Source organism: Lysinibacillus sp. BS3, from assembly GCF_039614735.1.
GTDB lineage: Bacteria > Bacillota > Bacilli > Bacillales_A > Planococcaceae > Lysinibacillus > Lysinibacillus capsici.
This window is the reverse complement of the sequence record NZ_CP154860.1, coordinates 1709271-1723306: the sequence shown is the minus strand read 5'-3', so window position 1 is coordinate 1723306 and position 14036 is coordinate 1709271. Positions and strand designations below refer to the sequence as shown.

Here is a 14036-nt window from a genome sequence, read left to right as displayed (position 1 = left end):
TATGATACGTCAAGAGAAAATGACGGTCGTCTCTCAAAAGCAAATTGCGACAAACATTTTCGAACTGACACTTCATGGTGAACTGGTTCAGGAGATGACTCCTGGCCAGTTTGTCCATGTAAAGGTGTCGGATTCATTGGAGCCGCTTTTACGTCGACCAATTAGTATTGCAAATATTGATAAAGACAACAATGAGTTTACAATGATCTATCGTGCTGAGGGGCGTGGTACGAAAGTTCTGGCAACAAATCGAGAAGGTCAGCTGGTCAACGTACTTGGACCAATTGGGAATGGTTTCCCAGTAGAAGCGGTGCAAGAGGGAGGTACTGCACTACTAGTTGGTGGTGGCATTGGTGTCCCTCCATTACATGAGCTAGCCAAGCAATTGAATGCTCGTGGTGTGAAAACAATCCACGTCTTAGGCTTCCAAACAAAAGATGTCTGCTTTTATGAGGATGAATTTAGTGCACTTGGTGAAACGCATTATGTTACGGTGGATGGCTCGAAAGGTACAAAAGGCTTTGTAACAACGGTTTTAGAGTCGCATGCTCCTGAATTTGATGTTTTTTATTCCTGTGGACCCTTACCAATGTTAAGAGCATTAGAAGGCTTTTATCCTGAAAAAGAAGGCTATTTATCATTTGAAGAACGTATGGGCTGTGGTATTGGAGCTTGCTTTGCATGTGTATGCAAAACAACTGATCAGGTTGAAAAAGACTATGTTAAAGTTTGCTCTGATGGTCCAGTTTTCCCGAAAGGAACGGTGGCACTATGAGTCGTTTAACAATTCAAATACCAGGCTTAGATTTAAAAAACCCTATTATGCCAGCCTCAGGTTGCTTTGGCTTTGGTCGTGAATATGCACAGCTTTATGATTTATCTAAACTAGGGGCTATCATGATTAAGGCAACAACGGTCGAAACGCGTGCAGGTAACCCTACGCCACGTGTTGCCGAAACAGCAGCGGGGATGTTAAATGCCATTGGTCTACAAAATCCGGGCATTGAAAAAGTGATGAATGAGGAATTAAAATTTTTAGAGGATTATAATGTGCCCATCATCGCCAATGTTGCTGGAACAGAGACATCAGACTATGTAGAAGTAGCACGCCGTATTTCAACAGCCTCAAATGTTAAAGCATTGGAGCTGAATATTTCGTGCCCTAATGTGAAATGTGGTGGTATTCAATTTGGAACAGATCCTGCTACTGCACGTGAGCTGGTCAAGGCTGTCAAGGCTGTGTCAGAAGTGCCAGTCTATGTGAAGTTATCACCAAACGTGACGAACATCGTTGATATTGCCCTAGCTGTTGAAGCAGGTGGAGCAGATGGTATTACCATGATTAATACATTGGTTGGTATGCGTTTAGATGAGCGTACAGGTAAGCCAGTCATAGCTAATGGCACAGGTGGACTATCTGGTCCTGCTGTAAAACCTGTAGCAATACGAATGGTTTATGAGGTGTACAAGGCTGTCAATATTCCGATAATTGGTATGGGCGGTGTAACGGAAGCACAGGATGTCATTGATTTTATGTCCGCAGGTGCTTCAGCTGTAGCAGTAGGAACAGCTAACTTTGTTGACCATTTCGTTTGCCCGAACATTATTGAAGAATTACCAGCAAAGCTGGATGCATTAGGTGTAGAACATATAACAGAGATTATTGGAAGGAGCCATCGTTGATGAATACGAAACCTATACTAGCTCTAGATTTTCCAGGAGAAAAAGAAGTATTCGATTTTCTTAAAAAATTCGATGAGCCTCTTTTCGTGAAAATTGGAATGGAATTATATATGCAAGAAGGACCTGATATCGTACGCAAAGTAAAGGATTTAGGTCATGATATTTTCCTTGATTTAAAATTACATGATATCCCAAATACAGTAGGCTCTGCGATGAAGGGGCTAGCAAAATTAGGGGTAGATTTAGTCAATGTCCATGCTGCAGGCGGACGTGCTATGATGGAAGCAGCTCTAGAAGGACTTGAAGCAGGAACACCAACAGGCAAAGAACGTCCTGCACTAATAGCTGTTACTCAATTAACATCCACAACAGAAGAACAAATGCAAGCAGAACAAAAGATTGCTCTTTCATTGCAAGAGTCTGTCCTACACTACGCAGGGCTGACAAAGGAAGCAGGCTTACAAGGTGTTGTTTGCTCTGTCCATGAGGCTAAGGCGATTGCTGAGGTGTGTGGAGATGAATTTCTACGTGTCACACCTGGGATTCGTTTAGCTGGAGGTGCTGCACACGATCAAAAACGTATAGCAACACCTGATGGGGCAAAGCGTGATGGTTCATCACTCATCGTTGTTGGCCGTGCTGTAACAGGTGCACAGGATCCAGTAGCAGCATATAAAATCGTAAGTGAATTATGGGAGGCATAAATTATGACATTACAAAATGAAATTGCACACGCTATGTTAAAAGTTGGAGCAGTAGAATTAAATCCTACAGAGCTATTTACATGGGCATCTGGTATTAAATCACCTATTTACTGTGATACACGTTTAACAATTTCCGATCCAGTTATTCGTAAACAATTAGCAAATGGTTTAGCCTCTGTCATCAAAGAAAATTTCGGAGCGACAGAAATTGTAGCAGGAACAGCTACAGCAGGTATCCCACATGCGGCATGGGTAAGTGATATTTTAGAATTACCAATGGTTTATGTACGCTCTAAAGCGAAGGAGCATGGCCGTGGTAATCAAATTGAAGGAAAATACGTAGCAGGACAAAAAGTAGTGGTTGTGGAGGATATCGTTTCTACAGGTGGTTCTTCCATTACAGCAGTAGAAGCATTGCGTGCAGCAGGCTGTGAGGTGCTTGGAGTTGTTTGTGTTTACACATATAATCTTCCACGCGCTGAACAAGCATTTGATGAGGCTGGCATTCAATACGTATCATTAACAAATTTTGATTATCTGATTGAAGCAGCAAATGAATCCGGCGCTATTAAAGAAGAAGATATTCCATTCTTAAAAGAGTGGCATGGAAAATTAAAAGCTGGAGAGCTATAATTAGAAATCTTGTAAAAGTAGTAGTGAAACATAGAGTTACTGGAATATAAAAGAGAGCAAATGCATAGAAACAACTATCGATACTTTTGTTGATAGTTGTTTTTTTGTGTTTTTTCGATGTAGTCAAAGGAAAATAAACTTTATTAACTTTTAAGAGAAGTATGGCCTATAGATTAAAGAAATTATAAAAATAATTTATTTTTTTAATGTAATATAAAACACTTCATTTGTTTAGTGCTTTAGTAAATAAAATTATTCGTTAATAATAATTAGGAAAATTTAGTATCATTCTCTGAATTAAATAAACAATAAAAATCCTTTTATAATCATGTTTTCCAAATAAAAGTAAATTTTGACGTAGTATGTGTGGATCAATTGAGTAGGTTATTATTATTTTAATAAAATAAAAAAATGATACTTTAGGCAAATAAAGTTGAAAATGAACTAATATTCAGTATGCTTAAACCTAAAGTGTCCAATTTGAAATGGTATAGTTGTATGGATTATTTTGTATGTAATATTATGAGAATTGTAAAAATTCACTTGATTAAATGTATTATTTCCAGATAAAATAGCATTACGCCTAATTGTCAGAATATTATATACTGATCCAGTTACTATTACATTTGGAAAATAGGATCAATTTATGTAATGAAGATGTTCTTTTTAAAATTTGATGTTTTTTTTAGCTAATATAATTTTGAAATAGGTTTAACATCTTAGGATCTAATTTTTCGGAATATTGAATCTTATGAAGGAAGTCAAAAGCTAATTTCTTTTTACATCTTTTACTTAAAGAATACATTTTAGACATATGTTTCTGTTGCTTACATAAAGGATGTAGTGATTTTTAGTAAAAAAATTAAAGGTGTGATATTAAATGAGCTTAATGTTAGAAGTGAAAAACCTTAAAACTGGTTTCGATATAGATGGGGATATCTATCATGCTGTTGATGATGTTTCTTTTTCAGTCAAATCAGGTCAAATTATTGGGGTAGTTGGAGAATCTGGATGTGGAAAAAGTGTCATGTCACTTTCAGTTATGCAGCTTCTTCCAAAAGGGATTGGCAAAATTACAGGCGGAGAAATTAAGTTTGAAGGAAAAAACATCGAAAATTATTCTAGCGATGACATGAATAAGATTAGAGGAAAAGATATCAGTATGATTTTCCAAGAACCCATGACATCATTAAATCCCGTTTTTACAATTGGTTCACAAATACAAGAGATTATCTTAAATCACTCTAAAATCTCAAAGGCTGAGGCTAAAAGTAAAGCAATAGACTTATTAAAGCAAGTCGGCATACCCAGAGCGGATCAAATTGTAGATGAGTATCCTCACCAATTATCTGGTGGTATGAGACAAAGGGTTATGATTGCCATTGCCATTGCATGTCAACCTAAACTATTAATTGCAGATGAGCCTACTACGGCACTTGATGTGACGGTGCAAGCTCAAATCTTAGAGCTATTAAAGACAATTCAAGCAAAAAATGATATGTCCATCGTACTTATTACACATGATTTAGGCGTCGTAGCCGAAATGTGTGATGAAGTAATTATCATGTACGCGGGGAAAATTGTAGAAAAAACAAATGTAGATAATTTGTTCCACAATCCGCAGCATCCTTATACAAAGCTATTAATGGCTTCTATACCAAGAATCGATGAGGAAGTTGAAAAGTTAACGACCATTCAAGGGATTGTACCTTCGTTGAAAAATATGCCCCAAATAGGTTGCCGTTTTGTGGATAGATGTCCTTCAGCTATGCCTGATTGTAGCAAGGTTACGCCGCAACTTTCCTTTATAGATGATGGACATGAGGTATCTTGTTTACTTTATGAAAGTTGCGATACTAGAAAGGGTGTGAGCTGACAACATGAATGAAACAATCGTAAAACAAAAAAAGGATAACTTATTAGAAATAATTGATTTGAAAACATATTACCCAATCAAAGGTGGCTTCTTAAGGCATACTGTTGGTCATGTAAAAGCAGTGGATAACATTTCTTTTTCTATTAAAAATGGCGAGACATTAGGGTTAGTTGGAGAATCGGGTTGCGGAAAATCGACAACTGGACGGACAATTTTAAGATTATTAGACTCGACGGATGGAAAAATTATCTTTGATGGTAAAGATATTACAAACTTGAGAGGGAAATCTTTAAGAGATATACGAAAAGATATTCAAATGGTATTTCAGGATCCATACGCATCTTTAAATCCTATGCAAATGGTAGGAAGCATTGTTGCAGAGCCAATTATGAATTTCAGTAACAAATCATTGAAATCATTAAAAGGCGAGGTAATGGAGCTATTAAGAAAAGTCGGCTTACCTGAAGATGCCTATTATAAATATGCTCATGAGTTCTCAGGTGGTCAGCGCCAGCGTATTGGTATTGCTCGGGCACTAGCACTTAGACCAAAGCTTATTATTGCAGACGAGCCTGTTTCAGCCTTAGATGTATCAGTACAATCACAAGTTCTTAATCTATTAAAAGAACTTCAGGATGAGTTTGATTTAACATTCCTGTTTATCGCACATGATTTAAGTGTGGTCAAGCATATGAGCGATCGAATTGGCGTGATGTATCTAGGAAATATTGTAGAAATAGCTGATAAGGAACATATTTACGATGAGCCATTACATCCTTATACACAAGCATTGATCTCTGCAATACCTGTGCCAGATCCGAGAAAGAAAAATAGTCGTATTGTTTTAGAGGGAGATATACCGAGTCCTGCTAATCCACCATCAGGCTGTCCATTCCATCCAAGGTGTCCAAAGGCAATGGCAGAATGTTCATTATCTAAGCCAGCTTTAAAGGAGGTGAAGTCGGGGCATAGTGTTGCTTGTCATTTATATTAAAAACTAAAAACGGAAAATAGTTATTGACAAAAATAAAATTACGGGGGGAAAAAAATGAAAAAATCAGCATTATGGTCATTTATGCTATTGCTAGTTATGGCATTATTTTTAGCTGCATGTAATAATGACTCATCAAAAACAGAGAAGGAAAATGAAAAGGATACAAGCGGGGATACAACGACAACAACAGATGAACCTTCTACAGAGGGTGGCATCGTAACATATGGTACGGATGTTGCACCTGAAGGCGTATATGATCCTGCTTATTCAGGTAGTATTGTAGACAGCTATATTCAAAATTTCACAATGGAAGGTATTTATGATGTAAATGATGACTTAGAATATGTTCCAAACTTAGCTTCATGGGAAATTAGTGAGGATAAATTAACGTATACGTTTACATTCCAGAAGGGTGTAAAATGGCATAATGGTGAGGAATTAACAGCTGATGACTGGGTTTTTGCTTTAGAAACTCTTGCGCATCCTGATTATGCTGGACCTCGCTACAATTATGTTGAGGGAATTAAAGGTGCCAAAGCTAAAAAAGAAGGTAAGGCTGACAAAATCGAAGGTATTGAAGTAGTAGATCCATACACTGTAAAAATCACTTTTGAACAAGTGAAAATTAATAATTTAGAAAATCTATGGTCAAATCCAATGCCGAAGAAACATTATGAAGGTATTGCTGTTAAGGATTTAGAGGAGTCAAAGCAAGTTCGTGAAAATCCTGTTGGCTTAGGGCCATTTAAGGTGAAAAAAGTTGTAGATGGAGAATATTCTGAATTAGAGCGTTTTGATGATTACTGGAAGGGCAAACCACAGCTTGATGGTGTTATTGTAAAAGTAATTGACCCATCATTAGCAACTGGTGCATTCCAAAATGGAGAAATTGACATTATGGATATTAGACCACAATCCGTAAAAGAATTAGAAGCATTAGGCAATGTACGTATTGAAGAAACTAATGGTGTGGGCTATTCATACATCGGACTTCGTTTTGGTCATCGTGATAAAGCTACATTAAAAAATGTGGCAGATTTTGATAAATTTAATGCAAAAGAATTACGTCAAGCATTATTATATGCAATTAACCGTCCAGCAATGATCGATGCTTTCTTAGAAGGAAAAGCAACAGTTGCCAACACTGTGATTCCAACTACTTTCTGGACTGCTGCACCAGAGTCAGAACTAAACCAATATGAATTCAACCCAGAAAAAGCAAAAGAGCTATTAGCATCTGCAGGTTATGTAGATAAAGATGGTGATGGTTTCGTAGAAGATCCAAAGGGACAACCATTTAAAATTTCATTTGGTCACTATGCAGGTTCAGCAGCATTTGAAGGACGTGCACAAGCAATTGTTCAATCTTGGAATGATATTGGTGTAAAAACAGAATTAGCGACAGGTAGTTTAATTGAGTTTAACTTATATAATGATATGAAAGATAATGATGATGCAGCTTTAGAAGCATTCTTCGGTGCGTGGAGTACAGGTGCTGATCCAGATCCATCAGGATTATGGGGTAATGACGCTGAGTGGAACTATGGTCGTTGGGTAGATCCTAAAAACCAAGAATTATTGGATAAAGGCTTAAGTGAAGAAGCATTTGACAAAGAAAAACGTATGGCAACATATGTTGAATGGCAAAAATACTTCAACGAAGAATTACCTGCACTTCCTTTATGGGAAAACTTAGATTTATATGGTATTAATAACCGTTTACAAGGTGTTCATGTCAACGCTGTTGGCTTCCAAACGGATGTTTATAAATGGCATATTAAAGAATAAGCTATTGTGTACTTTAATTCTTGCTAACTAAGTCCTTGAACAGAGGACTTAGTTAGTAAATTTATAGATAAGGAGACGTTACATGCTTCAATATACACTTCGACGACTACTTGGCATGATCCCATTGTTACTCCTTATTTCGTTGGTGGTATTCTTTTTAGCGAAAATGATGCCAGGAGATGCATTTGCTGGTGAAATTGATCCTTCTAATACGAATCCACAATATATCGAAGAAATGAGAGAAAAATTAGGCTATAACGATCCTATTATCCAGCAATACGGTAGATGGATTGTTAATTTTATGCAAGGGGATTTTGGTAAATCAACTGTTTATAAGAAACCAGCAGTAGAAATTATTGCGCAGCGTATACCTAATACCATATTTTTAGCTCTAACATCGTTAATTTTTACCTACATATTTGCATTTATCATGGGCATGTATGCTGGTAGAAAACCCTATACACTTGGGGATAATTTGATTGCAACGTATAATTATCTAGCTTTAGCCATTCCGTCATTTGTTGCGGGAATTGTAGCCATTTACTTTTTCTCGTTCAAATTAGGTTGGTTCCCATTTAACGGATCTGTTGGTGTCGGGCTAGAGCCTGGAAATTTGGACTACTATATAAGTAGATTCCACCATGTTTTACTACCTGCGCTTATATTAGGATTGATGGGAACAGCATCCTATACACAATTTTTGCGGAATGACATTATTGAAAATAGTAGAAAAGATTTTGTAAGAACTGCGAGAGCAAAGGGAACAAAAGAATCGAAAATTTATAACAAACATATTTTACGAAATTCTATTATTCCTCTTATTACGTTCCTTGGGTTTGATATCGCAACATTAATTAGCGGTGCAGTAATAACAGAAACAATCTTTACGTATCCTGGAATAGGTGCTCTCTTCCTTGAATCTGTTGGAAGAAGGGATTATGCAGTCATGATGTCGATCACAATGTTACTTTCGTTTTTAACACTTTTTGGAAATTTAATAGCGGATTTATTATATGGTGTAGTAGATCCACGTATTAGATTGGATTAAGGAGGGGGAAATATGACATTGGTAACGGATCAAGAAGTTTTAACGCCAAAATCGCCAAAGAAAAGCCCCTCGCCATGGGTAATTGCGAGACGAAAGTTCTTTAAAAATAAACTAGCCTTGATTAGCCTTATATTTCTACTGATCGTTATTATCTTATCGTTTCTAGCACCATATATTACAACTAAAGATATTGTCCGGGTTGATTTTACCCAAATAAGTAAACCACCCTCTAGTGAAAATTGGTTAGGAACAGATACAAATGGACGAGATGTGTTTACAAGAATGCTCTATGCTGGTAGATCCTCCTTAACAGTAGGATTAAGCTGTATGTTCTTTATTGTTTTAATTGGAACTACTGTCGGCGCCATTTCAGGGTACTTTGGTGGAAAAATAGATCAAATACTCATGAGATTTACAGATTTTATCTTAATGTTTCCATTTATGATTTTTGTAATTGTTTTAAATCAAATTCTAATTGGAAAAGTATCTGGTCTATGGACTTTGATTTTTGTTATCTCACTGTTAATGTGGGGATCAGTTGCAAGGATTGTACGAAGTAGGGTGCTTGCTGAAAAGGAAAATGAGTATATATTAGCAGCTCAATCAATAGGATGTAAATCATCAAAGATTATTATGAAGCATTTACTACCTAATGTTGCTTCGACGATTATTGTACAAGCAACATTGCTGATGGCTGTAACAATCGTCGCTGAATCTGGTTTAAGCTTTTTAGGGTTGGGCGTACCAGCAGATACACCAAGTTGGGGGAATATGCTGTCCGAAGCTAGAAACTCAGAGGTATTAAAGGAGAAGCTTTGGATGTGGGTGCCTCCTGCAACAGCTATTACGCTAGTAATTTTGTCCATTAATTTTATCGGAGAAGGGTTAAAGGATGCATTAAATCCAAAATCTAGAAGGTAATTAAAAAATGGATATTAAATAAGTGACAAGAAAATAGGGCACCTTTAAATGTAAAAGTAATCACATTTAAAGGTGCCGAATTTTATAAAGGATAATAGTTTAATACATAGTAATATTGATTGTCCTTACAGAGACCATAGAGACCTGGAAATAATGTTTTGAGAGCAACTATTATGGTCTAATCACACAAGGCTTTGGACTGTGGCATGGACCAGGGTAGGCAGATGCTGTGGTAGAACCAACACTAATTAATACGATTGTAAAACAACATGTAGCAAGAAGAAGTTTCATACTTCTTTTCATTGAATACACCCCTTTATTCGTGTTAACTCTATCATAATATATTCCTTAAAATATTTAAACTAATTTTACATAAATGGTATTTATTTACTAATTATTTTATGTAAAATAAAAGAATGAAGGGAATTATAGTCTACTAAAAGGTAGTAAGTTTATTTAGGTTTAGTCTGATGGGGATATTGGGTAATAAAAGAAGAAAATTAAAAAAACTCCCATCACAGTTTTTATACTGTCGATAGGAGTTATAGCTTTTAGCGATTACCAACCCAAGTTTTTACTAGATCAGCAGTACCATAAACATAATGCTGGTCACCTACTTCATGGTAGGTTGCACTTTCGTCAACCTCTGTATGCTTGTACTGAATACGTTGACGGCGCTTCTCTGACATTGGATCAGGAAGTGGGATAGCTGATAATAAAGATTTTGTATACGGATGAACAGGGTGATTGTAAATATCATCTGCTTTACCGATTTCCATGATTTTACCACGGTACATTACAGCAATACGGTCACTGATGTATTTTACCATAGATAAGTCATGGGCAATGAAAAGATATGTTAAGCCACGTTCTTTTTGTAGTTGTTTTAGTAAGTTAACAACTTGCGCTTGGATAGATACGTCTAGCGCAGAGATTGGCTCATCTGCAATGATAAACTTAGGATCTAAACTTAGTGCACGGGCAATCCCAATACGTTGACGTTGACCACCAGAGAATTCGTGTGCGTAACGATTCGCGTGTTCTTTGTTTAAACCAACAGCTTCAAGTAACTCTTGAATTTTTGCACGACGTTCTTTTTTATCCTTGTAAAGGCCATGAATATCAAAGGCTTCACCAATGATCTCACCAGCCGTCATACGAGGGTTTAAAGAAGCATAAGGATCTTGGAAAATCATTTGCATTTGACGGTTAAATTTCTTTAACTCATTTTTAGATTTTTTTCCATGGACATTTTCACCATCGAAAACAATCTCGCCACCTGTAATATCATATAAACGAATTATTGAACGACCAGTTGTTGACTTACCACAACCTGATTCACCCACAAGACCAAGTGTTTCACCTTCGTAAACATCGAAGCTGATACCATCTACAGCTTTGATAGGATTACTTGGCGAACCAAAATGCTGCTGTAAATTTTTGATTTCAAGAATTTTTTTCGCACCAGTTTTAGTCATTTTCTTGTGCCTCCTTTGCTAAATACCCTTCAATACGTTTAGCAACCGCATCTGGAAGAGGAATCTTTGGTGCATCAGGATGCAACAACCAAGTCTTTGCAAAATGTGTTTCACTTACTTGGAACATTGGTGGCTCTTGTTCATAATCAATGGCCATAGCATACTCGTTACGAGCTGCAAATGCATCACCCTTAGGTGGATTCGTCAGATCTGGTGGTGAGCCTGGAATCGTACGTAATAGCTCATCAGTATCATTATCTAAATCTGGCATTGAACCAAGTAGACCCCATGTGTAAGGATGCTTTGGATTATAGAAAATATCATTTACAGTACCATATTCAACGATTTGTCCAGCGTACATTACTGCTACACGGTCAGCGATATTCGCCACTACACCTAAATCGTGTGTAATGAAAATGATAGATGTTTGCGAGTTTTTCTGAATTTCTTTCATTAATTCTAAAATTTGCGCTTGAATTGTTACGTCTAGAGCTGTTGTCGGCTCATCTGCAATTAATAGCTTAGGATCAGCTGCAAGGGCAATGGCAATAACAACACGTTGACGCATACCACCTGAAAATTCATGTGGGTATTGGTTATAGCGTTTTTCAGGGAAGGGGATACCTACCTGTGTTAAAAGCTCAATTGCACGTTTTTTCGCTTCGTCTTTAGAAACTTTTTTGTGTTGCAAAATTACTTCAGTTATTTGACGTCCGACCTTCATTGTTGGGTTCAAACTTGTCATAGGATCTTGGAAAATCATTGCAATTTCATTTCCGCGTACTTTAGACATTTCTTTATCAGTTAATGGAACTAAATCACGGCCATTGAATAAAATTTGTCCTGACTCATAAATACCAGGTGGCTGGGGAATTAGTTTCATTAATGCATTACTTGTAACACTTTTACCAGAGCCTGATTCACCTACTATAGCGAGTGTTTCACCCTCCTTTAAATCAAAGTTAACACCACGTACAGCACGGACAAGCCCTGCATAAGTTTTAAAGTTAATTCTTAAATCTTTTACTTCTAGAATTGTTTTACTCATTTCGGCCACCTCCTTATTTACGTAGTTTTGGATCTAAAGCGTCACGTAAGCCGTCACCAACTGCGTTAAACGCAAAGATTGTTAGTGAGATAAATACTGCTGGGAAAATCAAGCGCCATGGAGCATTGGCAATAGCTTTATTACCATCAGAGGCCATTGTACCCCAAGAAGCTGTTGGAGCAGGCACCCCAAGACCAAGGTAGCTTAGGAATGATTCAGTGAAAATAGCAGATGGAATTGTTAACGTCATCGTTACTAAGATTGCACCAAGAGCATTCGGAACTAAGTGTTTAATAATTAAATGACCTGTACTAGCACCTAATGTACGAGCAGCAAGAACATATTCTTGATTTTTAATAGATAATACTTCACCACGAACGATACGAGCCATGTTAATCCATCCAGTGATGGACAGGGCAATAATCATAGGAATTAAACCAGGTTGCATAACAACTAAAAGTACGATTACTACTAAAAGGTAAGGTACAGCTGTTAAAACGTCAGCAATACGCATCATGATGTTATCAACACGACCGCCTGCTAAGCCTGAAATACTTCCCCAAATTACACCGATGATTAAATCAATAACCGCTGCAGCAATACCGATAAATAGGGAAATACGAGCGCCTTCCCAAATACGAACGAAGATATCACGACCAAGGTCATCCGTTCCAAACCAAAATTGTGCAGATGGTGGTGCATTGTAAACACCTAGTTGATCACTTGATTTATACTGAGAAAACATTGGTACGAAAATAGCCATTAAAATAACAATGATTAAAATGATTATCCCAATGATGGCCATTTTGTTATGAGAGAAACGGAGAAATACTTCTTTCCAAAAGGAGACTGATTTATCAGCTAATTTTTCCGTTGCTTCATGATTTCCACCAACAATTTTAAACTTATCTTTTTCAATTTGTTGCTGTGTCATTATTTTTTCGCTCCTTTCAGTTTAATACGCGGATCAATCACACTATATAGTATATCAACGATTAATACCGCAAATAAAAGGATGATGGAATAGAACACCGTCGTACCCATAATGACTGTATAGTCACGGTTTGTAATACTTTGAACGAAGTGCTTACCAAGTCCAGGAATAGCGAAAATTTGCTCAACAATGAAACTACCTGTTACAACACCAGCTGTTAATGGGCCTAGGTATGTTACGACGGGTAAAAGAGCATTTCGTAATGTATGGCGGAAAACAACTGTCCATTTTCCAATCCCTTTGGCACGAGCCATTTTTACATAATCACTATTGTTTTGCTCAAGCATACTTGAACGTGTTAATTTTGCGATAAACCCCATATGTGAAAACGCAATCGCAAGGGCAGGTAATATGCTGTAAGTAAATCCTTTCCATCCACTAACTGGGAACAACCCTAATTTAAAGGATAAGAAATACTGCATTAAACCAGCTAAAATAAATGAAGGTACTGATATACCGAGCACCGCAAAGGACGTTGCCAAATAATCCGGGAACCTATTATGATATAGCGCGGAAACTACGCCAATTAAAACTCCAAATCCAACTGCTAATAGCATAGCTTCAATCCCTAATGTTAAAGACACAGGGAAACTTTCAGAAATCATATCATTTGTAGAACGCGCTTTATATTTCATTGACTCACCGAAATTGAAAGAGGCCGTATCGATTAAATAATCTTTATATTGAATATACCAAGGGTTATTTAATCCATACGTTTCGTTTAACTTCTCCTCGATTTGAGGTGGGAAATTACGTTCACTCGCAAATGGACTACCAGGAGCGAGACGCATTAAGAAAAACGTAACCGTTACGATGACGAAAAGCGCGAGAAGTATATACATCAGCCTTTTCAAAATATATTTAATCAC

At 37.0% G+C, this 14036-nt stretch carries 13 protein-coding genes; 9 read left to right on the top strand and 4 right to left on the bottom strand.

What is annotated here, in order from left to right:
- Position 1 precedes the first annotated feature (1 nt).
- The 9 genes from AAJG31_RS08840 (at position 2) to opp4C (ending at position 9647) form a co-directional block, all read left to right on the top strand.
- The gene (locus AAJG31_RS08840; protein WP_004227355.1) at positions 2-775 is read left to right on the top strand and encodes a dihydroorotate dehydrogenase electron transfer subunit; all 774 of its coding nucleotides are present in this window, start codon (positions 2-4) and stop codon (positions 773-775) included.
- On the top strand, positions 772-1683 hold the full coding sequence (locus tag AAJG31_RS08835; protein ID WP_048394627.1) for a dihydroorotate dehydrogenase: 912 nt from the start codon (positions 772-774) through the stop codon (positions 1681-1683). The genes AAJG31_RS08840 and AAJG31_RS08835 overlap by 4 nt, the downstream gene beginning before the upstream one ends.
- Positions 1683-2387 carry an orotidine-5'-phosphate decarboxylase gene (gene pyrF / locus AAJG31_RS08830; RefSeq protein ID WP_054549870.1) on the top strand — a complete coding sequence of 235 codons (705 nt, stop codon included), beginning with the start codon at positions 1683-1685 and terminating at the stop codon, positions 2385-2387. The genes AAJG31_RS08835 and pyrF overlap by 1 nt, the downstream gene beginning before the upstream one ends.
- A gap of 3 nt (positions 2388-2390) precedes the next feature.
- Entirely contained in the window at positions 2391-3020 is a 630-nt protein-coding gene (gene pyrE, locus AAJG31_RS08825; RefSeq protein WP_048394623.1) for an orotate phosphoribosyltransferase, read from the top strand.
- A gap of 880 nt (positions 3021-3900) precedes the next feature.
- Complete coding sequence (locus AAJG31_RS08820) at positions 3901-4896, top strand: ABC transporter ATP-binding protein (RefSeq protein ID WP_048395394.1); 996 nt, start codon at positions 3901-3903, stop codon at positions 4894-4896.
- Positions 4897-4900: 4 nt separating this feature from the next.
- Positions 4901-5890 (top strand): ABC transporter ATP-binding protein, encoded by a 990-nt coding sequence (locus AAJG31_RS08815; protein WP_048395393.1) that lies wholly within the window; start codon positions 4901-4903, stop codon positions 5888-5890.
- A 54-nt stretch (positions 5891-5944) separates the two neighbouring features.
- Complete coding sequence (gene opp4A, locus AAJG31_RS08810; RefSeq protein ID WP_048395392.1) at positions 5945-7678, top strand: oligopeptide ABC transporter substrate-binding protein; 1734 nt, start codon at positions 5945-5947, stop codon at positions 7676-7678.
- An 82-nt stretch (positions 7679-7760) separates the two neighbouring features.
- Positions 7761-8726: an oligopeptide ABC transporter permease gene (opp4B, locus tag AAJG31_RS08805; RefSeq protein WP_016994271.1), complete on the top strand. Its 966-nt coding sequence runs from the start codon at positions 7761-7763 to the stop codon at positions 8724-8726.
- A gap of 12 nt (positions 8727-8738) precedes the next feature.
- Positions 8739-9647: an oligopeptide ABC transporter permease gene (gene opp4C / locus AAJG31_RS08800; protein ID WP_048395389.1), complete on the top strand. Its 909-nt coding sequence runs from the start codon at positions 8739-8741 to the stop codon at positions 9645-9647.
- Between the two features lie 551 nt (positions 9648-10198).
- On the opposite strand, the gene AAJG31_RS08795 is transcribed toward opp4C, so the two are convergent.
- From AAJG31_RS08795 to AAJG31_RS08780, 4 genes are read right to left on the bottom strand one after another with little or no spacing between them, the layout of a single operon-like run.
- Entirely contained in the window at positions 10199-11125 is a 927-nt protein-coding gene (locus AAJG31_RS08795) for an ATP-binding cassette domain-containing protein (protein ID WP_048395387.1), read from the bottom strand.
- The gene (locus tag AAJG31_RS08790) at positions 11118-12173 is read right to left on the bottom strand and encodes an ABC transporter ATP-binding protein (RefSeq protein WP_257961583.1); all 1056 of its coding nucleotides are present in this window, start codon (positions 12171-12173) and stop codon (positions 11118-11120) included. Before AAJG31_RS08790 ends, AAJG31_RS08795 begins: the two co-directional genes overlap by 8 nt.
- 13 nt (positions 12174-12186) lie before the next feature.
- A complete protein-coding gene (locus AAJG31_RS08785) occupies positions 12187-13107 on the bottom strand; it encodes an ABC transporter permease (RefSeq protein WP_279494109.1) in 921 nt (306 codons plus the stop codon).
- Complete coding sequence (locus AAJG31_RS08780; protein WP_279494110.1) at positions 13107-14036, bottom strand: ABC transporter permease; 930 nt, start codon at positions 14034-14036, stop codon at positions 13107-13109. Before AAJG31_RS08780 ends, AAJG31_RS08785 begins: the two co-directional genes overlap by 1 nt.